The sequence below is a fragment of the Pseudomonas sp. Mn2068 genome, assembly GCF_049319725.1.
Lineage (GTDB): Bacteria > Pseudomonadota > Gammaproteobacteria > Pseudomonadales > Pseudomonadaceae > Aquipseudomonas > Aquipseudomonas gingeri.
On record NZ_JBMOUG010000005.1, the window covers coordinates 216,858 to 239,239 of the forward strand.

Sequence of the window (22,382 nt, forward strand, 5' to 3'; positions counted from 1 at the left end):
CCGGGCACAACCTGTCACTCCCTGGCAGGTACTCACGCCACTTATGCCTGGCATATGAAGAATCGATTTCAACAATAAAATTCGCCTCAATAGGATGCCTTCGTTTCGAACTGAAGGTCTCCTGCCATGCTCAAGATCACCGCTCCCCGCATCCTGCACTACACCGTACTGACTACCGCACTGGCGCTCGGCACCCTCGTCGCCCCGACTGAGGCCCTTGCCGCCGCGCCCCAGGTCAAGACCCAGGCACCTGGCTTCTACCGCATCATGCTGGGCGACTTCGAGATCACCGCGCTGAACGACGGCACCATCGACGCGCCCTTCGACAAGCTGCTCAGCGAGCCCGCCGCAAAGACCACCGCAGCGCTGCACAAGGCCTTTCTCGGCGTACCGACCGAAACCTCGACCAACGCCTACCTCGTCAACACTGGCACGAAGCTCGTCCTGATCGATACCGGCGCCGGCGCGTTCTTCGGGCCGACGCTGGGCAAGCTGGTCGCCAACCTGAAGGCCGCCGGCTACACACCGGATCAGGTCGATGACGTGCTCATTACCCATATGCACCCGGACCATGTCGGCGGCCTCGTCGCCAACGGTGCCGTGGTGTTCGCCAACGCAACGATCCACGCCGATCAGCACGACGCCGATTACTGGCTCTCCAAGGCCACGCTGGATCATGCCTCGGCCGATGCCAAGAGCTTCGTGCCGGAATTCGTGAGGGACGCAATGGCCTCGCTCACCCCGTATATCGCCAGCGGAAAATTCCAGCCGTTCCAGGGCAGCGGGGAAATCCTGCCGGGCTTCAAGGCCTGGTCCAGCTATGGCCATACCGTGGGCCACACCAGCTATATCGTCGAGAGCAAAGGCCAGAAGCTGATCGTCGCTGGCGATCTTGTCCATGCCGGCGCGATACAGTTCGCCGATCCGTCGGTGACCATCGGCTTTGACACGGACAAGAAAGCCGCCTCAGCGGCCCGCGAGACGGTGTTCACCCTGGCGGCAAAAGAAGGCGCGCTGGTCGGGGCGGCACACATCTCGTTCCCCGGCCTCGGCCATCTGCGCTCTCGCGGCACCTCGTGGCAATGGGTGCCGGTGAACTACTCGACCGAATTGAAGTGACCCGCAGGCGGCCCGATCGCCACGTCGACCAGGCCCGCCTGATAGGCCTCGCGGGGAATCATGGAAATGAACTCCGACTTGAAGATGCCTTCCATTACCCGCATGAAATCCGCCGTCAACTGCGAGCGTTGCTGGTGGCCGGGAAACACCATGGAAATCTCGAAGGGTATGTCCTGATCGAGTTTTCTGAAGGTAATGCCCGGGTACTTCGAGTAGGACGCCGTGAACGGATCGCAGATCGTCAGTCCAAGTCCCCCCGCAACCATACCGCAGGCCGCGTGGGCCGCCGTGGTTTCCACGGAGGAACTACCTGCCACACCGCGGGCCTCCATCGCCGACGTGATGCGTCGCTGCAACGGATTGTTCGTATTCAGCGTTATCAAGCGACGGCCGTGCAAGTCATCCAGCGTGACGACATCTCCAGAGGCCAGTACATCGTCAACCGGCATCACACACACCGCGCTGACGTGCGGCAGCGGCACCACCTGGATACCTGGATAGTCTCCAGTCGGGATCTGGACGAAGCCGATATCGATCTGGTTGGCCGATGTCAGCTCCAGGATGCCCAGCGAGTTGCGCACATCCAGGGACGTTCTGACGTCCGGGTGTTTTCGAGCGAAACGGCACACCCCTTCAGCCACCACGCTCAGCCCCAAAGTGCTCATCGACGCTATTCTCAACGTGCCCGTGCGCAGCGTTGCCAGGTCCTCGGCGACACGCTCGATTCGCTCGATTCCCTGATAGAACTTGTCGACTTCCGCATACAGGACCTGTGCTTCCGCACCGGGAATGAGGCGATTGCCTTCGCGGCGAAACAATCGAAGAGAAAGGACTATTTCAAGATCGCGGATAAGCCGGCTGACAGCCGGTTGAGTTATCTGTAGCGCTTCAGCTGCGATGGTCATGCTACCCGTGAGCATGACCGTTCGAAAGGCTTCCAATTGGCGGGGATTCAATTTCATTGCAGCTCTCGTCCGGGTGTTGGAAGTCGCTATTCCACCAGCGTATAACATTTTGTTATGTGCGTCCAACATGTTACGGGTTTGCCATAATTGTATGACAGCGCGATGATTCAGTTGCGTAGTTTTACCTGACAGCAGTGTTCCACAATAAGTGCGGGACAACGCTGGCGCAAAATAAAAAGAGGATTACTCGTGCTGAATTATACCCTACGCAGGTTATTACTCCTGCTACCGATGCTACTGGGAGTATCCATTGTGATATTCCTGGTAATGCATTTCATCCCCGGAGATCCGGCACAACTAGCCGCCGGGCCCGATGCAACGGAAGCAGATATAGCACAGATACGGAAGAACTACGGCCTCGATCAACCGCTTGCCACTCAGTACATCATTTACGTAAAGAAGATTGCCAGTGGTGACTTCGGAGAATCATTCCAGACTTTTACCCCTGTACTGGAAAGTATTGCCAGAACGCTACCCGCCACTATTGAACTGACCGCGGCAGGCATGCTGCTTGCTGTCCTCATTGGTGTTCCGCTGGGTATTGTCGCCGCATTGAAACCCAGGGGGTTGCTGGACAGTTCATTAACCACGATTGCCGTCCTCGGCATATCAATACCCGGATTCTTCCTGGGACTCATATTGATGCTGATATTTTCGGCAAATCTGGGCTGGCTCCCACCCACCGGCAGAGGTGGACTGCAGCACCTGATACTGCCCGCCGTCACCCTTGGCCTGCCCTACGTCGCAACGTTTTCGAGGCTGGCCCGTTCGACAATGATGGATGTGTTGAAGGAAGACTATATCCGTACCGCGTACGCAAAAGGTGTTCCCGGCTACAAGGTCATTCTGAAACACGCACTTTCCAATGCCGCCATTCCACTGGTTACGGTCTTCGGCATGGACTTCGGCCGACTACTGGGAGGCGCTGTCATTGTCGAAACCGTATTTGCCTGGCCTGGCATGGGACGACTTCTTATTGATGCGATCATGGCCCGGGATATCTATGTAGTCCAAGGCACAGTCATCGTCTTTGCGGCCGCCGTAGTTATCATCAACTTAATTGTGGACCTCGTATATGGCATCCTCGACCCTCGCATCACCTACAACTGAGGCTGATATGCCAACAGCAAAAAAGCGTCGGCCGGGTTTTATCAGCTTCCTTGTAATCCACAAGCGCTGGTTCGCCCTGGGTGCATTTATTGTAATTCTGGCAATGGTGGCCGCCGCAGTATGCGCGCCCCTGTTGTTTGATTGGGACTCGGTTACCCGGATCAATCTGTCCAGGTCGCTTATCAGCCCTGGAACCGACTCTTTCCTGGGCACCGACCAACTTGGCAGGGATTTGCTGGGGCGAGTCCTCTGGGGCGCGCGCATCACTCTGACTGTCGCAGTTTCAAGTGTGGCTATTGCAATGATTATCGGCATCGCGGCAGGTGCATTTTGTGGTTATTACAATAATGCCCTCGCCAGCCTGGTAATGCGGATCATGGACTCCATGATCGCATTTCCCAGAACGCTGGTGGCGATCCTGGTGATTACCGTTGCGGGCAACAGCATATTGAGCCTGACACTGGCCATCGCCATTTCAAGCATTCCTATCTACGTCCGTTTTTTTGCCGGACCGGTAATGGCGCTGCGCAACCGCGAGTTTGTACTGGCCTCGAAATCCATCGGTGTCGGCGACCTGCGCCTGCTGCGGGTGCATATCCTGCCAAACATCGGTTCGCTGGTCATCATCCAGGCCACCGTATCGCTGGCAGAAGCCATCCTCATTGGTTCCGGGCTCAGCTTCCTGGGCCTTGGCCCGCCCCCGCCAACGCCGGAATGGGGTTCGATGATCGCCGAGTCACGGCCTTTGCTGACAACACATCCCTATGTGCTGTTCGCCCCCGGGCTCGCCCTGGTCCTGACAATACTGAGTTTCAACATTGTTGGCGATGCACTGCGCGACTACATAGACCCGAAATCGCGTAACGCTTAAACGAGATCGGCATGGCATGGCCGTCATGAATTTCCACAAGAATTATCCAGCGAGAAAGATTATGCGTCGCTTGAATCGCCTGACAGTATTCATACGCGGTTTTGCTGTTCTGGGCTTCATCGGATTGTCGACAGGTTTGCCGTCCGTTGCCAGCGCCAAGGAAATAGGACAGCTGACCTTCGTGCAGGGATCGGATATCGACACCCTGGACCCCGCTATTTCCCGTAGCGTGCCGTCGCTCAATGTGATTGATCATCTGTTTAATCGCTTGATCGCCTGGAACGGCCAGGACCGTACCCGCTTCATACCTGATCTGGCAGAGTCATGGTCCAGGTCCGAAGATGGTAAACAATGGACATTCGTGCTGAAACAGGGCGTGAAGTTTCACGACGGCACGGACTTCAATGCGGATGCCGTGAAATTCAACCTGGACAGGATTCGCGACCCCAAGCTGGGTTCTCCGCATCGCTCCTACTATGCGGACATTCTGTCGGTAGAGGCGGTATCGCCGTACCAGGTAAGGATCACCACAAAAAGCCCTTCGCCAACCATGCTGGAACTGCTGGCGAAACAATCATCGTCGATCAATAGCCCGGCAGCAGTTGCAAAATACGGACGGGCCTATGGGCATCATCCAGTCGGTACTGGCCCTTATGTTTTCGACAGTTGGATACCCAATGACCAGGCAGTTATTGAAAAGAACATCGCCTTTTATGGCGAAAGCGCAAAACCATCGAAAATAGTATTCCGTCCGGTGCGGGAAGACTCCTCACGCGTCATTGAGTTGCGGACCCGAAATGCCGATATCGCGGCAAATTTGTCACCGGAAGCCGCTATCGAACTCAAGGAGCTCAACAAGTCGACATTGCTGCGAATACCCAGCACCTTCCAGGTATTCTTTGAAATGAACCTGACGAAGCCGCCATTCGCTGATCCGCGTATCCGCCGCGCTGTCAGCATGGCCATTGATCGTCAGGCGCTGGTCGATAAAGTGCTGCTTGGATATGGCAAGGTTCCTACCGGTCCCTTTCCAGAAGGTACGCAGGCACGACGTGCCTTTGCGCCGGTGAAATACGACCCGGAGGCTGCCAGGAAGATTATCAATGAAGTCTATCCCGGTGGTTATCCGGGCACCATTGTCATGTGGACTCCGGCGGGCCGTTATACCAAGGACCGTCAGGTCGCCGAAGTTGTTCAAGGCTATCTCAATGCCGTCGGGCTCAAGACCGAGTTCAAGGTGTGGGAATGGGCCACGTATCAAAAGAACCTGTATCGGCCCGACTTAGACAAAAACACGGGCAAAGGCACCGGCAAAGGTAGCAATGAGGCAAACATGTGGTTACTGGGCACCGGTATTTCCGATGCCGATATCCGCCTGCGGCGCAAGTTGTCCAGCGGTGACCCACAAAACCTTACGGGCTACAGCGACCCCCATGTAGACAAACTCCTCCAACTTGCTTCCCGCGAGTTGGACCCGAACAAACGCATGTCCTATTACGGCCAAATACAACAGATCCTCTGGGAACAGGACCCGGACAATCTGCCTCTCTTTGACCAGGAGCAGATTATCGGTGTGCGTAAAGACTTGAATGGCCTGGATGTCGATTACGAAGGGACCATTGATTTCAAGCGTGTAGAACTTATTGAACGGTGATTTGAAATGTCCATTGCACATGACAACGAAAGCTTGTTGACCGACGCCCGCCTGAGCGCACCTGCGGCAGAGCGCATGGTCAGGCATCACGATATCCCGGCGCTTGAAACCGAGAAGCGTCAGTACCATGAGTTTGTCGAGGTTGACCTGGCTCACACCGTGATGCTGGTGGAGCAACAGATCCTTTCCAAACCGGTGGGACAAGCCATCCTGGCAGAGCTGCGCCTGATCCGGGACCTGTCGCCCGCGGACTTTCCCTTCGATGTGAAGAAAGGCAGCTTCTTGCTTCAGGTCGAGTCGTACCTGTTCTCCAGGATCGGCGAAGATTCGGCAGGACAGATGCACACCGGTCGCAGCCGTATCGACCAGGGGGCAACGGTGCGGCGCCTGTACGACCGCAAACGCATTCTTGCCGTGCTGGATCGCATCAATGAATTCCAGGTGGCACTGATCGAGAAGGCCGCGCGGCATGGCGACACGATCATGCCCGGCTATACCCACATGCAGCATGCACAGCCCTGGGTCTTCGGCCACTACCTGCTGAGCTTCACTTCAAGATTGCACGACAGCTTCAGCCGCCTGACCAACGCTTACGGCCGGGTCAATCGCAACCCGCTTGGCGCCGTGGGCCTGGCCGGTACATCCTGGCCACTGGATCGCGCTCGTACCACGCACCTGCTCGGTTTCGACAGCCTGGTCGAGAACTCCAAGCTGGGCCGTGAAGCGTGGTACGCGGCGGAGACCATCGGCGCCCTGTCATTCGTCATGGCAGACCTCAATGACCTCGCCACGGACCTGCATATCTGGTCGAGCGTCGAGTTCGCCACCGTCGAGAGCGACGACGGCTACTGTGGTACCAGCAGCATTTTCCCGCAGAAGAAAAACCCCAGCGGCCTGGAAACCATCAAGAAGGCCGCCGGTGGCTCGGTGACCTGGCTCAGCACGGCGCTGGCGACGTTCAGGTCCGAAGGAACCGGCGACCAGGCCATGCGTGACCTGCCATTGATCCATGATGCCCTGGCAATCACCGAAGGGATGCTGGACCTCTTCACCGGCATCATCGAAACCTTGGTGGTGCATGAGGACCGGATGGCGACCCTGCTCTCCGGGAGCTGGTGCACCGCCAGCAACCTGGCCGATGTCATCGTTCGAGAGCAAGGCATCTCCTTTCGCCAGGTCCACCATGTCGTGGCGCGCCTGGTCCGCAACTGCCTGCTCGCCGGTGTATCGCCTGCCATGGTAACGAGTGCGGCGCTGAACCAGGCCGCGATGGAAACCATCGGTTCGCCGCTCGAGTACACGGATGCACAGGTCCGCGACGCCCTGAACCCGCGCCGCTTCGTTGAAACCCGTGTCTCCGCGGGCGGGGTGGGCCCGGACGAGGTCAAGCGCCTGCTGTCGATCGCCAGGGACGAACTGGCGCAGGACTGCGAATGGGTGGCCACGAACAAGCTGAAGCTCGCCAGCGCCCGCGCTGACCTGGATACCGCCGTCGCGCGGATCGTCGATTGAAGGAGCGCCCCATGAACGAAAATCTGGTAGCTCGCGTCGAAAACCTGAGCGTGGCCTTCGGGCCCGCCACAAACGCATCGCCTGTCGTGCGGGACGTGTCCTTCGAGGTCCGGCGCGGCCAGACGCTGGCGATCGTCGGCGAATCCGGCTCCGGCAAATCCGTGACCTCGATGGCCATGATGGGCCTGATCCAGCGGGCCGGGGGAAGAATCGTATCCGGCTCGATGCACCTGCAGACCCGCGCCAACGAGGTCATCGACCTGGTCACCGCCCCCGAGTCCGTCATGCGTCAACACCGGGGATCGTCCATGTCGATGATCTTCCAGGAACCCATGACCTCGCTGAACCCGGTCTTCAGGATCTGCTCGCAGCTCACCGAGGCCATCGTCCTGCACAAGCGCTGCAGTCGGGCAGAGGCTCAAGCCCAGGCACTGCGCATGCTGGACCTGGTACGTATTCCCGATGCGAAGCAGATCATGAATCGCTATCCCCACGAGCTTTCCGGCGGGATGCGACAACGGGTGATGATTGCCATGTCGCTGGTCTGCGAGCCGACCTTGCTGATCGCCGACGAACCGACCACCGCGCTGGACGTCACCGTCCAGGCGCAGATTCTGCGCATCATCAGGGAACTGCAGGACAGCCTGGCCATGGGCGTGATCTTCATCACCCACGACATGGGCGTGGTGGCCGAGGTCGCCGACCACGTGATGGTGATGAAAAAAGGCGAAACCGTCGAACACGGCGCCGCGAGGGAAGTTCTGCAGGCGCCCCGGCAACCCTATACACAGGCGCTGTTGGCCGCCGTGCCGAAGATCGGTGCGATGAATGGCACCCATCTGCCGGCGAAATTCCCGTTGATCGACGACCTGGCTGGCACGATCCCGGCGGACTCGGTGCCGGCCCATGAGGTTGCCCCCGACTACGAAAGCCCGCCCCTGCTCAGCGTCAAGTCGTTGTCCATCCGCTATGACCTCAAGGCCGGCCTCCTTGGCAAAGTCAGGCGTCGCGTGCATGCCGTCGAAGCCATCGACTTCGACATCTATCCGGGCGAAACGCTGGCGCTGGTGGGTGAGTCCGGCTGCGGCAAGTCCACCAGTGCCCGGGCGATTGCCGGCCTCATGCCGATCCAGGGAGGCGATATCATGTTCGGCGGCAAGCACCTGGCCACGTTGAACAGGCACGGCCTGAAAACCCTGCGCCGGGATATTCAGATGGTCTTTCAGGATCCCTATGCATCCCTGGATCCACGCCTGACGATCGAAGACAGCCTGTTGGAACCGCTGCATGTCCATGGCATCGCCCGCGGCGCGGAAGCCCGCAGGCAAGTACGCGACCTGCTCGAACGGGTCGGGCTGCCCGCCGAATATGCCGGACGTTATCCCCACGAGTTTTCCGGAGGGCAGCGCCAGCGGATCTGTATCGCCCGAGCCCTGACGCTCTCGCCCAAACTGATCATCGCCGACGAAGCGGTTTCGGCGCTGGATGTCTCCATCCAGGCCCAAGTCATCAATCTGCTGCAGGACCTGCAGCGAGACATGGGCATTGCATTCCTGTTCATCTCCCATGATCTGGCGGTGGTCGAACGGGTCAGCCATCGGGTGGGCGTGATGTACCATGGCCGCATCGTCGAAATTGGTCCGCGTCGCTCGATCTTCGAGAATCCTCACCACGCCTACACCCAACGGTTGTTGAGTGCAGTGCCCTCGGCCGACCTCGACGTACCCAGGAAACCGTTCAGTCTGATGGAGGAGACGGTGCCCAGCAGGATCTACGATATCGATTACCAGGCGCCGGGCATGGACTACCTGGAAGTGGCGCCCGGTCATTTTGTGGCGTCGTCCGCCCTGATGTGATCCGGTGCTTTGACCGAGGCTCGGAAAGCCGCCTGCAACCACTCGCTGAAGCCTCGGGTCAGCGAACTCTTTTCACTGTCGCGGTGAATCAGGCAGACCCAGTCGGGCCCCGGAACCGTCTGTTCGCTCAAGGGCGTCAACAGGCCATTGGCCCGTGCATTCGCCGCCAGCAACTGACTGACCAGAGCAATGCCACTGCCCGCGCACGCCGCGTCGAGCAGCAGCCCCGGATCGGAAAAATTCAATCCGTTGCTGCGCTGGCCGACGTGCTCGCCGCCCTGCACTACCCAGTGACTCCAGTCCATTTCCCGCTCGCCATGCAAGGTGGTGCGCTGCTCCACCGGCAGTGCGAGCACGTCGGGATGACAGGCCGGGTAGAAGCGATCGTTGCACAGTTCCCGGTAGCTGCATTCGGCCTGCGGGCCGAGGTCGTCGCGGATCGTCAGGTCGATGGTCTGGGTCGCCATGTCCGGCGCGTCGAAGCTGGTGAACAGCCAGAGATCGACATCGGGGTACTGCCGGTGGAAATCGTTCAACCGCGGCAGCAGCCAGTGCCGGGCGAATGCCGGGGTGGTGTTGACCACCAGTTGGTTGGGCTTGCGGTACTGCTCCAGACGCCGGATCCCGACGGACATCTGCTGCAGCATCGACTGGGTCGTACTGTGCAGGTCATGCCCGGCATCGGTCAGGCTGACGCTGCGGCCGCTACGGAAAAACAGCGGCTGTTCGAGAAAGGTTTCCAGGCTGCGGATCTGCTGGCTGATGGCGGACTGGGTCAGGTGCAACTCTTCGGCCGCCTTGTGAAAACTGCCCAGGCGGGCAGCGGCTTCAAAGCCGCGCAGTGCATTCAAGGGAGGCCAATGCTTCAGCATATCGATAAGCCCTACTGATCAGTTGTGCGCTAAATCTATCGTTTGTTGCGACTTTTATGAAGCCATAGCATGGGTATCACTCCGCGATAGCGGTTTTCAGTCATAAATAATACTTAACTGAAAGGTGAGAAACATGCAGAGCAATGGCGTTCAGAGCACGGGCTGGTCGATGCCCGCGGAATGGGCCCCCCATGCGGCGACCTGGATGGTCTGGCCCCATAATCAAGCCTTGTGGGAGTCCGCCTGGGGCGTGACCCTGGCCCAGGTGCAGGTCGACTTTGCCCGTGTCGCCAATGCCATCGCCCGCTTCGAGCCGGTAAAAATGGTGGTCGATCCCTCGGCACGGGCCAGCGCCGCCGCCCTGTGCCAGGAGAACATCGAACTGATCGAACTGGCGGTCGACGACAGCTGGTGCCGCGACTCCGGGCCGAGCTTTATCTGCCATCCGCAACAGGGGCTGGCCGGGGTCAGCTGGCGCTTCAATGCCTGGGGCGGCAAGTCGGCCCACGACCTGGATGCGAGCCTGGGCCGGCGGGTCCTCGATCACCTCGGCCTGGAGGGGTTCACCACGTCCCTGGCCAACGAAGGCGGAGCGATCCACGTCGACGGCGAAGGCACGCTGATCACCACCGAGTCGGTGCTGCTCAATTCCAACCGCAATCCGGGCATGACCAAGGCCGAGATGGAGGATATCTTCACTCGCCTGCTGGGGGTGAAGAAGACCCTCTGGCTGCCGGGCGATCCGGACCATGTCACTGGCGACATGACCGACGGCCATGTCGATGGCGTCTGTGCGTTCGCCCGTCCCGGCGTCCTGCTGGTGGATGCCACCCATGAACGCGATTCCGTGTATGCCGAAGTGGTGCGGGAAAATCGTCGCGCCCTGGAACTGGCCAGCGATGCCCGGGGACGGCGTTTCGAACTGATCGACCTGTTCGAGGCCAGCGAAGCCGTCGACAGCGACGCCGAAGTGTTCTGCGCCTCCTACACCAATTTCTACCTCGCCAACGGCGCGGTCATCATGCCGGCCTATGGCGTTGACGCCGACCAGGCGGCGGCCGTCGTGCTGGCAGAAGCGTTCCCCGGTCGCGAAGTGGTGCCGGTGCGGATCAACCACCTGGCCCATGGCGGCGGTGGCGTGCATTGCATCACCCAGCAACAGCCGGCCTGGCCGGTCAAGGAGTGATGCCATGTACCCGCTGAAAATTGCCACGACCCAGATGCCCTGCTCCTGGGACCTCAGGCACAACCTCGATCAGGCCGAACAACTGGTGCGCGATGCCGCGGCCCGGGGCGCCCAGGTGATCCTGCTGCAGGAACTGTTCGCCACGCCGTATTTCTGCATCGAACAGGATCACAAGCACCTGGCGCTGGCCGAGGAATATCGCGACAGCAAGGTGCTCAGGCGCTTTGCCGCGCTGGCCGGTGAGCTGGGCGTGGTGCTGCCGCTGAGCTGGTTCGAAAAAGCCGGCAACGCCTTCTTCAATTCCTTGAGCGTGGCCGACGCCGACGGGCGCCTGCTGGGGGTCTATCGCAAGACCCACATCCCCAACGCCATCGGCTACCAGGAGAAGGAATACTTCAGCCCCGGCGATACCGGATTCCGCGTCTGGGACACCGCCTTCGGCCGCCTTGGCGTAGGGATCTGCTGGGACCAGTGGTTCCCCGAAACCGCGCGCTGCCTGGCGCTGCTCGGCGCCGAAGTACTGCTGTTTCCCACCGCCATCGGCTCGGAACCGGGGGCTGCCGCCCTGGACTCCCGCGATCACTGGCAGATGACCATGCGCGGCCATGCGGCGGCCAACATCCTGCCGGTGGTGGCTGCCAACCGCATCGGTCGCGAAGTGGCGACCACCGATGCGCAACTGCAAATGAGCTTCTATGGCTCGTCGTTTATCTGCAACCACAAGGGCAAGCTGCTCGCCGAGGCCGACCGTGACAGCAGCGGCGTGCTGGTGCACAGCCTGGACCTGGGCGCGATGCGCGAAGAACGCCTGACCTGGGGCATCTACCGTGACCGCCGTCCGGAAATGTACGGGGCCCTGCTGGGGCTGGATGGTCGGCACATCAATGCGCGCTGGAACACTCAAGGGGTATGACATGAACCTGAGCCAAAAATGGCTGCTCTGCTCCCTCGGGCTGGCGCTGAGCGCCGTCCTGTCGTCGGCGCGGGCCGAGGAAAAGATCCTGCGGCTGTACAACTGGTCCGATTACTTCGCCGAGGACACCCTCGCCGCGTTCACCGCCGAAACCGGGATCCAGGTGATCTACGACGTCATGGATGGCAGCGAGACACTGGAGGCCAAGCTGATGGCCGGCGGCAGCGGCTATGACCTGATCTTCCCTGGCGATACCGTGGGCGAGCGCCTGATGCATGCCGGCAGCCTGCAGCCGCTGGACCCGTCGAAGCTCACCGCCCTGAGTGACATCGAGCCCGGCCTGCAGAAGCTGCGCACGCATTACCTTTACTCGAACAAGGCCACCGTACCCTACACCTGGGGCACCATCGGCCTGACCTACAACACCGGGCAGATCGCCCAGCGCCTGCCCGATGCCCCGGTGAACAGCCTCGACCTGTTGTTCAAGCCGGAACTGGCGGCGAAGTTCGCCGACTGTGGCATCTCCATGATCGACTCACCGGACGAGGTGCTGGCAGTGGTGCTCAACTACCTCGGTCGCGATCCGCGTAGCGCCAGGCCAGAGGACCTGGCCGCCGCCAGCGGGTTGCTGCTCAAGCTGCGGCCGTACATCCGCAAGTTCCAGTCGCAACCGGTGACCGACCTGGTCAACGGCAACCTGTGCCTGTCCCTTGGCTACAGTGGTGATATGACCCAGGCACAACGGGCCGCCGATGCCGCCGGCAAACAAACCCGGTTCGACTATCACATTCCCCGCGAAGGCACGACGGTGTGGATGGACACCATGGCGATCCCCGTCGACGCCCGGCATCCGGAATACGCCTACGCCTTTATCAACTTCGTCATGCGTCCGCAGAACATGGCGGCCATCAGCAATTTCACCGGCTACCCGACCGCCAACGCCAGGGCCCGGGCGAACGTCGACCCGGTGATGCGCGACAACCCGCAGATCTACCCGGACGACGCCACCTTCGAGCGGCTGATTCCCGGCAAGGATATTCCCCAGGCCGACATGCGCGCCCGGATGCGCACCTGGACCAGGTTCAAGACCGCCGCCGTCAAGTAGGCAAAAGCCTGTACCCTCCAGCAGCCAGGAATTAACTAGCTGTTTTCAAACAAATTTATTTTCACAAGGGCTTCCCAGGGGCGGCGAAAGTTGATAAATTTCCGCCCACTCCTGCGATGGCCCTTACGGGGCTGACCACAACGGGAGCCGAGTGCCAGGCACTCTTCGCAACAGCTACAGGGGCGTCGCCAAGCGGTAAGGCAGCAGGTTTTGATCCTGCCATGCGTTGGTTCGAATCCAGCCGCCCCTGCCATTTTCCTTGTGTTCATTCCGATATGACCCGACCGGCAGCCCTTGCCGAGCGTCCGGGATATCTGTCTTTATCCTCCCCTCTCTCTTCCTTGCGCCCCTCCCGCAGAGCCTTGCACGCGAACGGTTTCTCGCCAATATCGTCGGCATCCCGGCATCTGTCGCGTGTTTTCAAAAATTAAACATATGGATATACGTATATTCGAATAATCGTATATATTACCGACGAGTACTCACTCCGAGGAGAAACCCATGAAAGTCCTGTTCATGTGCACGGCCAACAGCTGTCGCAGCGTGCTCTGCGAAGGCCTGTTCAATCACACAGCACCCGCGGGCATGAGCGCGGTCAGCTCCGGCAGCTTCCCCAGCGGGCGCCTCAACCCGCGTGCGGTCAGTACCCTGCAAGCACTCGGGGTAGACACTTCGGCGCTCTACAGCAAGGGTTCGGAAAGCTTCGCCGACACACCGCCGGACCTTGTCATCACCGTCTGCGACAAGGCTGGCGGCGAGCCCTGCCCGGTGTACTTCGGTCCCGCCATCAAGAGCCATTGGGGATTGGCTGACCCATCCGAGGTAACCGGCACCGACGCAGAGATCCAGGCCGCGTTCGATGCCACGGTGGCGCAGATCCGCCTGCGCTTCGCGGCCTTCTTCAGTCTCGATCTGCCAGCCCTCGACCCGGCAGCACTGAAGCAGGCACTGGACCGTATCGGAGCGCTCTGATGAACGACTTGAACAACGATTCCCCCGTCGATCTGCCAAGCCTGGACCTGTCCCTGCTCGACCTGCCGACACCGGAAAAACTCGCCCAGGGCGAGCACCCCGGACACAAGCCACGCATCCTGCTGTTGTATGGCTCGACCCGCGAACGCTCCTTCAGTCGACTGCTGACCGAGGAAGCGGCCCGCCTGCTCGAACACATGGGCGCCGAAACGGCGATCTTCGACCCCAATGGCCTGCCCCTGCCCGATGCCGTTCCCGACGACCACCCGAAAGTGCAGGAACTGCGCGACCTGGTGCTGTGGTCCGAAGGACAGGTCTGGTGCTCGCCGGAACGCCACGGTGCCATGTCGGCAGTGTTCAAGGCGCAGATCGACTGGATTCCCCTGGCGCTCGGCGCAGTCCGTCCGACCCAGGGCAAGACCCTGGCGGTGATGCAGGTATGCGGCGGCTCGCAGTCGTTCAACACGGTGAATCAGTTGCGTGTACTGGGCCGCTGGATGCGCATGGTCACCATCCCCAATCAATCGTCCGTGCCGAAAGCCTTCCTCGAATTCGACGAGAGCGGGCGGATGAAGCCCTCTGCCTACTACGACCGCGTGATCGACGTGATGGAAGAACTGATGAAGTTCACCCTCCTGCTGCGCGGTCGCGAGCACTATCTGGTGGACCGCTACTCCGAACGCAGGGAAAGCGCCGAAGCGCTCTCCAGCCGAGTCAATCAGCGCGCTATCTGAATTGACCGGACGCCGCGGCAGGCAACCCGTCCTGAGCCGTTATTGCTTGTGCAAGTCACTGGGTTTCCAGCTCTGGTCGAAGAACGCCTGCTTGGGTCCATAGAGCCGGACGATCACCAGGAACCCCTTGCCCGGGACCGTGCGGATCCAGTTCTTGCCCGTACCCGGTGACTCGGGCCCGAAATAGATATCGGTGGAGCCGTCGCCGTTCTGCACCGGCTTGTCCATCTGGTTCAGCGACGGGAACGGCTGGCCGTTGTCCAGGCCCGAGGCGGTCAGGCCGTCATAGGCGGTCACCGACCAGAACAGGGCTGCCGGGACATTGGCCGGCAGATTGAGCTTGTAGGCCTTGGCGCCATCGAGGAAATGCCCGTCGGCATCGCGCGAGGTCGCCGGGTACTTGGCCCCCGCGCCGACCAGATTCATCACCATCCCCGGGCTGTCGGAGTAGGCCGAGGTGAAGAACGCCACGCGCTGTTCGAGGTTGGTGAAGGTTCCGCTGGCCTGGAACTCGGTGTTTTCCCCGGCGAAGGTGTTCACGAACTGGCGGTCCTTGTAGTACAGCCCACCGGGCTCATTCACCAGCAGATTGTTGCTGATCACCTTGCTCATCTTGAAGGCGGTGCGCGCGGCCTGGTCGAGCAACTGGCGACGCGCGGCATCCGGCGCGAACGGTTTGCCCTTCTCGATACCGAGGGTGTGCAGGAAGCCGCGCATGTCCAGATCCGCCGGATCGACGGCTTCCGCCTCGATAAAACGCGAAAGCATCTCGAAGTAGCGACCGTCCTGCGCAAACAGCATGTTCACCGGCACGCTGGTGGCATCGGGAAACTCCATCGGCAGGGCCGAATCCTTCTTGCCGAGGGGATAGATCTTCGTCCGTTCGACTTGCGCCACCGGCACGGACAAGTCCTTCGGGTCCTTGAAGAAGGTACGCCAGAACAGGAACACGTTATAGGTCCGCGAACGGTAGACGTAGCCCTCGCTGGGCATCGGACCGCTGTAGCCCGGCGGCAGGATCACATAGGTGCCACCCTTGCCCTTGTCGGGCCCGGCCAGCCCGACGTCGCCACGCCAGGTCCGACCATCGAGCGTCGGACCGACCAGGGGACGCTGGAAGAAGTCATCGAACATCCCCTGCACGCCGGGCGGCGCCTCCACCACCAGCGGGCCGTACTTGTGCAGGTCCAGGTAACTCATGGCGTAGACCAGGTCGGAGTTCGGCGTGGTGACCAGGGTCTTGGCGTTGATACGCTTTTTCCATGTCGGCAGGATATTGTAGCCGGCACCGAACTGTTTCTCCGACGCTTCCTTCATCGACCAGATATTGATCGCCGGCAACGCCCACAGGTACGACTGCACCGCACGCTGGAACACCAGCTCGTCAGCCAGGCTGCGGGAGGTCTGTTCAGTGGGGAAACCATTCTCGAACGGCAGGTTGGCCAGTTCCTCGTAACGCGAATCCGCCTGGGCGAGGCTGCTCAAGGATACGGCCATGGCCAGGGCTGTCAGGGTAATGCGCAGTCCGTTCATATGAAGTCCTTGTGGGGTATGTTTGTACGGATGACACGTCGCGAATCCGGGCTCGCGACTCAATCGAGCTTGACCACCGCCGGTGGCGTCCACTGGCCGTCCAGGGTCGCCGGTTGCGGCCAGTAGGCGCGGACATAGAGCGAGAAATCCGTGCCCCTGGGCGCCGGCAACCAGTTGCTTTCCTTGTCCGCGCCTGGACTCTCATGCTGTACGTAGAGGGTCAGCGAACCATCGGCATTGTGTTTGAGCGACTTGTTCTTGGTACCGAGCGAGTAGCGCCCCAATGGGTTCTCGGCGAAGAAATGCTGCGGGTTGTACAGCGTCAGCGACCAGAATCCCTTGACCGGCGGCGTCTCGCCCTTGGCGAAGGTGACGGTGTAGCGCTGGTCGCCGTTGAGCCGGGCCCCACCCTGGTCGAGGTCCTGATAGAAATACTTGGTCTCGATCGACTTGTTGACGAAGATGTTCGAGCGCGCAACCGCCGTGCGCAGAAAGTAGTCGGTCCCGAAGGCGGCACCGTTGCCGATGGTGCTCCAGTGATGCGGCAATTGCTGGCCGTAGTTGCGGAACTGCAGCAGCGGCGTGACCACCTCGCTGTCGGCCTTCTGCGCCTCGTCGATCATCACCTGCTTCATGGCGGGGTCAGCCTGGGCGATCTTCGCCAGCGCGGCCAATTGCGCATAACGTGACGCCTCACCCGGCAGCGGTCGGGCATCCGCCAGAATGGCCGGCAACTCGTCGAAGAATTTTTCCGGCAACACCCAGCGGGTCTCTCCATCACCCTGGGCTTCGGCCGGGAACCTGGGTACCTTGCGCCAATCGCGTTGCTTGACCTTGCCGTCGTACTTCGACAGCGGGTACATGTCGATGCCCGACAGGTACGGTTGGATGGCCTGGCGATCCTCGCTCGTGTCGTCCTGGAAGACCCGCGGGATAACAAAGCCGGTGTTGGTCGGGGAACGGAACACCCGGGTGATGCCCGCCGGCACCTTGCCCTTCCAGTCCGGCCCGACCAGCAGGTAGAAACCGGGCTTGCTACCGTACATCTTGCCCAGCTCGGCAAAGCTGTCAGTGCGCAGGTCGACCACCTGGTACACCCAGAAGCGCTGCCCGAAGTCGGGCACCTGCAGCACCACCGGCTCCTGATCGAGGGCAATGCTGCCGGCGCCGTAGACCACGTCCTGGTTGGGACAGGCGACCAGCCGCTCTCCCGGCGCGATGTAGTCGGTGAGCATGGTCAGATGATTGATCGGTGCCACGGGCACGATGCCCCCCCATGAGTCCCGACTCCGGCAGGTCCTTGAACTTCTGCCGGCGATTGAACACATTCGCCATCGGCCAGCCCCAGACATACGCCTCGCGCGCCATCATGCGCACATAGGCCTCGGTCACCTTGACGTTGTCCTGTGGTCCGGCGACCTGGGCACCGGGTTCGGCGAGGGTGGGCACGACCGTATCGGCCAAGGCCCAGTGTGCGGGGGTGAGTGCCAGCAGAAAAACCGCTGTCGGAAAGACTTTCGACATTGTGCTTCCTCCATCCCTGGTGGCTCAGCCTTGCGCAATACGAAGGCTGCAAGATCAGTTGCAGTCCCTGGCGGACTACTGATCAAACTAGCAGCTAACATCCTGTTAGCCAGTCAATCGGATGGATTGGTTATGATTTGCCGTAGGGCGCGTCGACAATCAGCAGCGGATCAAGACTGCGGATACGGCTCTCAGAGTGGTAGGCGCCATCGTCGTTGTAGCGCAGATAGGCGCGCCCGCATTCCAGGCACTCCCAGACGCCGCACTGGTTGTAGGGGTAGTACAGCGGAGCGATCGGCGCATTGACCGACCAGTAGGAGGTGCCGTCCGGATGGTATTCATCGAGGGTGGCCTCCTCTTCCGCCAGTTCGGCCAGCGACCCGATCTGCCGCAGCTGCGCCTCGCGCAGGGAAACCGGCCATCCCTCCCAGCCGGCCAGGGATTTGGCGATGCACTGGCAGGTCTTGCTGATGGAGGCTGAGCGCTGGGCGATGTCGCGCAACGAAGGCAGGCCGAGAAGCGGTGACATGAGGGTCTTCCTGTCAGGTCATGTTCGTCGTCAGGGATGATCGAAAGCGCTCTGCAACGACACTTTTCACGTATCCCTCTCGTGATTGGAACCGTCCGCGCCCAGCACGATACCCGGCACGCTGGCAAAGTCGCCGTCCCGCAGCGAGCTGGCCGTGCGCTCCAGCAGGTAACGCGCCGGCGGCTTGCCGACCGCCTTGCGGAACATGGTAACAAAACCACTGGCGCTTTCGTAGCCGAGGTCCAGGGCCACCGTCTGCACACTTTCGCCCCGGCTCAGTCGACGCAGTGACAGGATGATATGCAACTGCCGGCGCCAGCGGCCGAAACTCACGCCGATCTCCTGCATCAGCAGCCGGCTCATGCTCCGCTCGCTCATGCCGATGCGCGTGGCCCATTCACTCATCGGGATCTTCGCCGAGGGATCGGCCAACAACTTCTGCGCCAACAACCGCAGTCGCCGCTCACGCGGCATGGGCAGGTGCAGGTCCTCCACCGGGGCCTCGCACAGCTCGTCGAGCAGGGTCGCGATCAAGCGGGCCTCGCGGCCCTCCTCGGCATATAACTGGGGAAAGCTCGCCGCCCGCAGCAGCAGTTCGCGCAGCAGCGGCGACACCGCGAGGGTGCAACAGGTGCTGGGCAGGCCCGGCACGGCATCGGGTTCGACGAACAGGCAGTAGCACTCGGTTTCGCCGGAACTGCGCGCTACATGGGGCATGTCCCCCGGTATCCACACCGCGCATTGCGGCGGGACGATCCAGACCCCGTCATCGATCTCGCAATTGAGGATGCCGCGCACCGAATACAACAGCTGTGCCTTGCGGTGATGGTGCTTGGCGTGTTCCCAGCCATCGGATACCAGGGAGGCATTCAAGGCGTACACGGCACGGGGTATCTCATCGACCTCCCGCGAGCCCGCCGGGTCTTCGGTTGACGTGTGAATCACGGAAAGTACACCTCGGCGACTGCTCAGGCCATTGGCCGGTTTGAACAATAGTGTGGCGATATTGTGCAATGACGTCCAGCCGGACGCTGAGTATCGTGGAGTTGATCCTATCTGGAGGGACAACCCCCATGCACATCCCCACCCACATCGTTGCCATCAGTACCGTTGAAATCCAGGCCGCGGAAGGTCACTCAGCCGACTTGCAGGCTCGACTGCACGCATTGGTCGAAGCCTTGCAGGGCGACTCCGGTTGTATTGCCTACCACCTGGCCCGCTGCTCTTCAGGTCGCGACGTCTGGATCATGACCGGCTACTGGAGCGCGCTGACGACCATGCAGGCGCATTTCGAACTGCCCTGCCTGACGGAGCTGTTCGCCCTGGCGAGAGAACGATTCGCCAGTGCCCTCACCTTCGGTACGTTCCGGCTCGGCACATTCGCGGCGAAGGACAACACGACAGGTCGCAGGCTCCAGCCCTGCGCCGTCACGGCGTTTCTGGAAAACTTTTGATACAAACTCTCGCCCCCCTGCGCAGCCACACACGGCCGGGATTTATAGCTATTAGCCATCAAGTGATCCATCCCACAAAAACCAACGAATTAATCCATTCGGCTGGCTAACGAAAAGTTAACTGCTAGGTTCATTTGTAGCTCGCCAAGCGCGCAGCCGGCCTTGCAACCCCCGTATTTTGTGGGGTTGAGCCACCAGGGATGGGGGGATACGATGTCGAGAGCCTTGCTTTTACCCACTTTTCTACTGGCCATGACACCCGCATTTGGAGTGTTTGCCGATAACGCCGATACCGCCAACAAGAGCAACAACCCGCTGAACCTGGCACCCGGTGCGAACCTGCAGGACTACTACACACCCAGGGTCTACGACAGCAATGTCCACACCAACGACCTGTTGCTGCGCGGCACCCTGCCGGTGGCTCCCGGCGAGTTCGTGCCCGTCCCGCAACTGCTGCGCGCCACCCTGCCCATCAGCACCCGCCCCGATCCCCATGGCGGCTACAGCACCGGCATCGGCGACCTGAACCTGTTCGATATCTTCCTGCTCAAGACCGAAGGCGTGCAGTTGGGCATCGGCCCGCAGATCACCGCCCCGACCGCCGCCCGCGATGAACTCGGCACCGGCAAATGGCAGGCCGGCCTGGCCGCGGTGGCCATCGACGCCTCGCCCCGCGGCCTGCTCGGCGCCCTGGTGCAGTACCAGAGCTCGTTCGCCGGCGACAGCGACCGCCAACGGGTGGAAACCGCCACCCTGCAACCCTTCATCATCCATAACCTGCCCAAGGGCTGGTACCTGCGCTCCACCGGCACCTGGACCTTCGACCTGAAGAACGACACCCGCTATATCCCCATCGGCTTCGGTGTCGGCAAGGCCAGCAAGGTCGGCCACAACATCTACAACTGGTTCCTCGAACCGCAATGGACAGTGGAACGCAAGGGTGACGGCCTGCCGCAATTCACCCTGTTCGCCGGGATCAATGTCACCCTCGGAAAATAAGGAATGCCCATGAATCCATGGATGCGCAACAGCGTTGCCGGTTTCGCCGTCAGCGTCATGGCGGTCAGTTGCGGAGTCGGCGCGCAGCCCCTGGAAACCCGTATCGGCCCGATCAACATGCAGGGCGAACTGCCGGCACCGGAGGCGATTGCCAGGCTGTATGCCGAGCTGGATTTCCAGCAGGCCAGCCAGGCCTACCTGTGGGCCCTGCCACTGGTGTCCTATGCCCAGTGGCAGGAAGAATTCCGCGACAAGCTCGGTGCCCGCAGCGGCGACCTGATGGTGCTCGACAGCTATGAAGACAAGCTCGGGGTCATCACCGCCAACGCCACCACTCCCTACATCCTGGGTTTTGTCGACCTCAACGAGACCGGGCCACTGGTGATCGAATTGCCGGCCGGCCCTACCGCCGGCGGCATTGGCGACTTCTGGCAGCGGGCGATCATCGACATGGGCCAGACCGGCCCGGACAAGGGCCAGGGCGGCAAGTACCTGGTGCTGCCACCGGGCAGCCAGCCACCGGCGGATGCCGATCAATACCACCTGGCCCGCTCGGAGACCATGAATGTGCTGGTGGGTTTCCGGGTGCTCGATCCGGATCCGGCCAAGGGCAAGGCGCTGGTCGAACAGTTCCGCATGTACCCCTACGCCCAGCGCGCCACACCGGGCAAGACCCGCCTGCTGACCCCGGGCGGCAAGCGCTGGTCCGGCACCCAGCCACGGGGCATGGCCTACTGGGAACGGCTGCACCAGATCATCCAGAAGGAGCCGGTGAACGAACGCGATCGTTTCTACATGGCGATGCTGGCCAGCCTGGGCATCGAGAAAGACCAGCCCTTCCACCCCTCCGACCTGCAGCGCCAGGCCCTGGAGCAAGGGGCCCAGGTCGGCGAACTGATGGCCAAGGCCAACACCTTCGCCAAGCGTTTCCCCCAGGCGCAGTACTGGAAGGACCGGCACTGGGACACCGTGCTGAACATCGCCGAACCGTCCCAGCGGGTGAAGTACTACGACCAGTTGTGGGAGCGCAGCGCCTGGTTCTATGAGGCGGTGACCAACACCAAGGGCATGGTTTCGAAAACCCCGGGGCTGGGGCAGACCTACCTCGGCGCCTACACCGACCAGCACGGCAACTGGCTCGACGGTGCCCGCACCTATCGCCTCAGGGTCGCCGCCAACCCACCGGCCAGGCAGTTCTGGTCGATGACCGTCTACGACAGCGACAGCCGCTGCCTGATCGACAATCCCCAGCGCAAGGCCGACCTGTCCTCGCGCCAGGACCTGAAGAAAAACCCCGACGGTTCGGTCGACCTCTACTTCGGCCCGAAAGCGCCCAAGGGTTTCGAAAACAACTGGGTGCAGACGCTGCCGGGCCGGCACTGGTTCAGCTATTTCCGGCTCTACGCGCCGACCGAAGCCTACTTCGACAAAAGCTGGAAGCTCGACGACATCAGCCTGGTGGAATGACAACCCT

General features: G+C 61.2%; 19 protein-coding genes, 1 tRNA gene and 1 pseudogene. 15 read left to right on the forward strand and 6 right to left on the reverse strand.

Annotation, left to right across the window (positions count from 1 at the left end; translation table 11 throughout):
* The first annotated feature begins 126 nt into the window (after nucleotides 1–126).
* Nucleotides 127–1,119 (forward strand): MBL fold metallo-hydrolase, encoded by a 993-nt coding sequence (locus tag ACL9RJ_RS14115; protein ID WP_212810888.1) that lies wholly within the window; start codon nucleotides 127–129, stop codon nucleotides 1,117–1,119.
* On the opposite strand, the gene ACL9RJ_RS14120 is transcribed toward ACL9RJ_RS14115, so the two are convergent.
* Nucleotides 1,098–2,081, reverse strand: coding sequence for a LysR substrate-binding domain-containing protein (locus ACL9RJ_RS14120; RefSeq protein WP_422765366.1), 984 nt, complete (start codon nucleotides 2,079–2,081; stop codon nucleotides 1,098–1,100). The two genes, ACL9RJ_RS14115 and ACL9RJ_RS14120, sit on opposite strands and share 22 nt — an antisense overlap.
* 192 nt (nucleotides 2,082–2,273) lie before the next feature.
* On the opposite strand from ACL9RJ_RS14120, the gene ACL9RJ_RS14125 reads away from it, so the two are divergent.
* The 5 genes from ACL9RJ_RS14125 to ACL9RJ_RS14145 are packed head-to-tail and all read left to right on the forward strand — an operon-like array spanning nucleotide 2,274 to nucleotide 9,087.
* Complete coding sequence (locus tag ACL9RJ_RS14125; protein ID WP_177106345.1) at nucleotides 2,274–3,194, forward strand: ABC transporter permease; 921 nt, start codon at nucleotides 2,274–2,276, stop codon at nucleotides 3,192–3,194.
* A gap of 7 nt (nucleotides 3,195–3,201) precedes the next feature.
* Complete coding sequence (locus ACL9RJ_RS14130) at nucleotides 3,202–4,065, forward strand: ABC transporter permease (RefSeq protein ID WP_422765367.1); 864 nt, start codon at nucleotides 3,202–3,204, stop codon at nucleotides 4,063–4,065.
* Between the two features lie 16 nt (nucleotides 4,066–4,081).
* The gene (locus ACL9RJ_RS14135; RefSeq protein ID WP_422765368.1) at nucleotides 4,082–5,719 is read left to right on the forward strand and encodes an ABC transporter substrate-binding protein; all 1,638 of its coding nucleotides are present in this window, start codon (nucleotides 4,082–4,084) and stop codon (nucleotides 5,717–5,719) included.
* A gap of 6 nt (nucleotides 5,720–5,725) precedes the next feature.
* Nucleotides 5,726–7,231, forward strand: a complete 1,506-nt coding sequence (gene argH / locus ACL9RJ_RS14140) for an argininosuccinate lyase (RefSeq protein ID WP_246356534.1) — start codon at nucleotides 5,726–5,728, stop codon at nucleotides 7,229–7,231.
* A gap of 11 nt (nucleotides 7,232–7,242) precedes the next feature.
* Nucleotides 7,243–9,087, forward strand: a complete 1,845-nt coding sequence (locus ACL9RJ_RS14145; protein WP_178991005.1) for a dipeptide ABC transporter ATP-binding protein — start codon at nucleotides 7,243–7,245, stop codon at nucleotides 9,085–9,087.
* Here the strand turns inward: ACL9RJ_RS14145 and ACL9RJ_RS14150 are convergent.
* Nucleotides 9,057–9,959, reverse strand: a complete 903-nt coding sequence (locus ACL9RJ_RS14150; RefSeq protein WP_422765369.1) for a LysR substrate-binding domain-containing protein — start codon at nucleotides 9,957–9,959, stop codon at nucleotides 9,057–9,059. The genes ACL9RJ_RS14145 and ACL9RJ_RS14150 overlap by 31 nt on opposite strands.
* A 133-nt stretch (nucleotides 9,960–10,092) precedes the next feature.
* Between ACL9RJ_RS14150 and ACL9RJ_RS14155 the strand changes: the two genes are divergently transcribed.
* From ACL9RJ_RS14155 to arsH, 6 genes are all read left to right on the forward strand, one after another.
* Nucleotides 10,093–11,145: an agmatine deiminase family protein gene (locus ACL9RJ_RS14155; protein ID WP_017129009.1), complete on the forward strand. Its 1,053-nt coding sequence runs from the start codon at nucleotides 10,093–10,095 to the stop codon at nucleotides 11,143–11,145.
* A gap of 4 nt (nucleotides 11,146–11,149) precedes the next feature.
* Nucleotides 11,150–12,058, forward strand: coding sequence for an N-carbamoylputrescine amidase (aguB, locus tag ACL9RJ_RS14160; protein WP_017129008.1), 909 nt, complete (start codon nucleotides 11,150–11,152; stop codon nucleotides 12,056–12,058).
* Nucleotide 12,059: 1 nt separating this feature from the next.
* Complete coding sequence (locus ACL9RJ_RS14165) at nucleotides 12,060–13,163, forward strand: extracellular solute-binding protein (RefSeq protein ID WP_177118491.1); 1,104 nt, start codon at nucleotides 12,060–12,062, stop codon at nucleotides 13,161–13,163.
* Between the two features lie 178 nt (nucleotides 13,164–13,341).
* Nucleotides 13,342–13,416, forward strand: a tRNA-Gln gene (locus tag ACL9RJ_RS14170).
* Nucleotides 13,417–13,664: 248 nt separating this feature from the next.
* A complete protein-coding gene (locus ACL9RJ_RS14175) occupies nucleotides 13,665–14,135 on the forward strand; it encodes an arsenate reductase ArsC (RefSeq protein ID WP_017128999.1) in 471 nt (156 codons plus the stop codon).
* Nucleotides 14,135–14,869 (forward strand): arsenical resistance protein ArsH, encoded by a 735-nt coding sequence (gene arsH / locus ACL9RJ_RS14180; protein WP_017128998.1) that lies wholly within the window; start codon nucleotides 14,135–14,137, stop codon nucleotides 14,867–14,869. The genes ACL9RJ_RS14175 and arsH overlap by 1 nt, the downstream gene beginning before the upstream one ends.
* A gap of 39 nt (nucleotides 14,870–14,908) precedes the next feature.
* Here arsH and ACL9RJ_RS14185 read toward each other — a convergent pair whose 3' ends face one another.
* The 4 genes and pseudogenes from ACL9RJ_RS14185 to ACL9RJ_RS14200 form a co-directional block, all read right to left on the reverse strand.
* Nucleotides 14,909–16,402, reverse strand: coding sequence for a DUF1254 domain-containing protein (locus tag ACL9RJ_RS14185; RefSeq protein ID WP_178991006.1), 1,494 nt, complete (start codon nucleotides 16,400–16,402; stop codon nucleotides 14,909–14,911).
* A gap of 59 nt (nucleotides 16,403–16,461) precedes the next feature.
* A pseudogene (locus tag ACL9RJ_RS14190) lies at nucleotides 16,462–17,926 on the reverse strand (DUF1254 domain-containing protein).
* A gap of 130 nt (nucleotides 17,927–18,056) precedes the next feature.
* Nucleotides 18,057–18,455, reverse strand: a complete 399-nt coding sequence (locus ACL9RJ_RS14195) for a hypothetical protein (RefSeq protein WP_017128996.1) — start codon at nucleotides 18,453–18,455, stop codon at nucleotides 18,057–18,059.
* 66 nt (nucleotides 18,456–18,521) lie between these two features.
* Nucleotides 18,522–19,400 carry an AraC family transcriptional regulator gene (locus tag ACL9RJ_RS14200; RefSeq protein WP_177086194.1) on the reverse strand — a complete coding sequence of 293 codons (879 nt, stop codon included), beginning with the start codon at nucleotides 19,398–19,400 and terminating at the stop codon, nucleotides 18,522–18,524.
* Between the two features lie 128 nt (nucleotides 19,401–19,528).
* Between ACL9RJ_RS14200 and ACL9RJ_RS14205 the strand changes: the two genes are divergently transcribed.
* From ACL9RJ_RS14205 to ACL9RJ_RS14215, 3 genes are all read left to right on the forward strand, one after another.
* Nucleotides 19,529–19,909 carry an antibiotic biosynthesis monooxygenase family protein gene (locus ACL9RJ_RS14205; RefSeq protein WP_212810881.1) on the forward strand — a complete coding sequence of 127 codons (381 nt, stop codon included), beginning with the start codon at nucleotides 19,529–19,531 and terminating at the stop codon, nucleotides 19,907–19,909.
* 213 nt (nucleotides 19,910–20,122) lie between these two features.
* Entirely contained in the window at nucleotides 20,123–20,908 is a 786-nt protein-coding gene (locus ACL9RJ_RS14210; protein WP_042936786.1) for a hypothetical protein, read from the forward strand.
* A 9-nt stretch (nucleotides 20,909–20,917) separates the two neighbouring features.
* The gene (locus ACL9RJ_RS14215; RefSeq protein ID WP_212810880.1) at nucleotides 20,918–22,375 is read left to right on the forward strand and encodes a DUF1254 domain-containing protein; all 1,458 of its coding nucleotides are present in this window, start codon (nucleotides 20,918–20,920) and stop codon (nucleotides 22,373–22,375) included.
* Nucleotides 22,376–22,382 lie beyond the last annotated feature (7 nt).